We start from the raw sequence: 1,794 nt of genomic DNA on the forward strand, positions 1-1,794 counted from the left end.
GGTGAGGGGGCATGGCAGGGCGCGGACATGGCAGGGCGCGGGCTGGGTGGGCGCGGGCATGGCCTGGCGCGGTGAGAGCGTGAGCGCAGGCGGGCGCGGGGAGCGGGCCCGCCGGCAGGCGGGGGTGGCTGTGCGCGCCGACCGGCCCTCCGCCCCGCCGCTCCCTCCGCCCGGCGGTTTCCTCAGGCGTCCCCGGCGTCGCGTGTGAGTGGTGGTTCCTCCGGGGTCGGGAAGGCCGGGCCGAAGAGGACCGCTCGGGCCACCTTCGGGGCGAAGAGGGCGCTCAGGGGCTCCTTGAGGGTGAGGGCGGAGCGGAAGGCGCGGCCCACGACGGGGTCGCCCGGGGTGCGTTCCTGGACCCGGCGCAGGTACCACCCGGCGACCCGGTCGGCGGGCCGTACGACGGCGGCGTTGCCGACCGCTCCGGGCATCTTCTTGTCCGCCCCGGCGGAGATGTCCCACGCCTGCCGGGACGCGGCGAGCAACGCCTTCTGCACGCGGCGCGTGGTGGGCGTTCGGCGCGGATCGGCGAGGGCGTCCCGCAGCGCGACGGCGCTCAGCGCGGCGACGGCCATGCCCTGCCCGTAGATCGGGTTGAACGTGCACAGCGCGTCGCCGGTCGCCAGGAACCCGGCGGGGCGACGGCCGGGCAGGTCGTAGCGGCGTCGGACGTTGGCGGTCCGCCGGAACCCGGACACCGGGGAGAGCGGCTCGGCATCGCGCATCCAACGGTGCACCACCGGATGCGGGAGCCGCTTGGCGTACGTCTCGAACTCCTCCTCGTCCGTGGGCGGTTCGTCGCCGCGCAGCCCGGAGAAGGTGGCCAGATGGGTGCCGTCCTCCAAGGGCAGCACGACCACGCCGTACGGCTGGTCGGGGTTGGGGACGACGTAGAACCCGAGGGCCGCGGCACTCGCGTCGGTGCCGAGCGTGCCGGTGGTGTCGCGGTAGACGCGGGAGGCGTAGGCGAGGCCGGTGTCGATGGTCTCCTCGTGCGGCGCCTCGGCCCCGACGGCCGTCAGCCAGCGCGGGGCCTTGGTGCCGCGCCCGGAGGCGTCGACGACCAGGTCGGCGGCCAGTTCGCGCTGTTCGCCCCGAGCGCCGTCGCCGCGCTCGCGAAGCAGCACACCGCGTACGCGGGACGCGTCGCCGAGCAGCCCCACGGTCTCGGTGCCGTCGACGAGGGTGACGGAAGGGTTGGCCAGGACCCGGCGCCGGATCAGCCGCTCGATCTGCGCCCGTGAGCCGGTGTGGATGTGCGTCGACGCGGGCACCCGACGGAACCAGCGGCCGCTCTGCCACTGCACGATGTCCTCCGGCATCCCCACGCGCGGCGCGCCCGCCGCCCGCAGCTCCTCCATGAACCCCGGCAGCAGCGCCTCCAGGGCGAGTTGGCCGCCCTCCAGCAGAACGTGCGGGTGCCGGCTCTGCGGTACGCCGGGCCGGGGCGCCGTACCCACGAGGGTGCTCCCGGCGGCGCCGGCGTCGTGGGCTGCTTCGGCTTCGGCTTCGGCGGGGAAGCGGTCGCGTTCCACGATCGTCACTCGCTGAGCGTGCCCGGCGAGGACGTGCGCGGCGAGCAGCCCCGCGAGACTGCCCCCGACGACGACCGCGTGCCGACCGGCCGAGCCGCCCGATCCCTCCGATTCCCAACGGCTGTCCGTCCCACCCGAGTTCACCGAACGTGCTCCTTTTTCCGGAGATTCCCTGCGACCTGACACCAGTATCACCGCGCCGGGCGAACCGCCCCCACGGCTCACCGACGCCTGCCCCGCGTCCCTCGCCGCTCAGCCC

Annotated in this window: 1 protein-coding gene; it reads right to left on the minus strand. The window is 75.4% G+C overall.

Going from position 1 to position 1,794, the window contains the following annotated elements; all coding sequences use genetic code 11:
- Positions 1 to 182: 182 nt before the first annotated feature.
- Positions 183 to 1,583, minus strand: a complete 1,401-nt coding sequence (locus AOK15_RS33140) for an FAD-dependent oxidoreductase (protein ID WP_055522018.1) — start codon at positions 1,581 to 1,583, stop codon at positions 183 to 185.
- Positions 1,584 to 1,794 lie beyond the last annotated feature (211 nt).

It is taken from the genome of Streptomyces ossamyceticus (assembly GCF_001418475.1).
GTDB classification, from domain to species: Bacteria; Actinomycetota; Actinomycetes; order Streptomycetales; family Streptomycetaceae; genus Streptomyces; species Streptomyces ossamyceticus.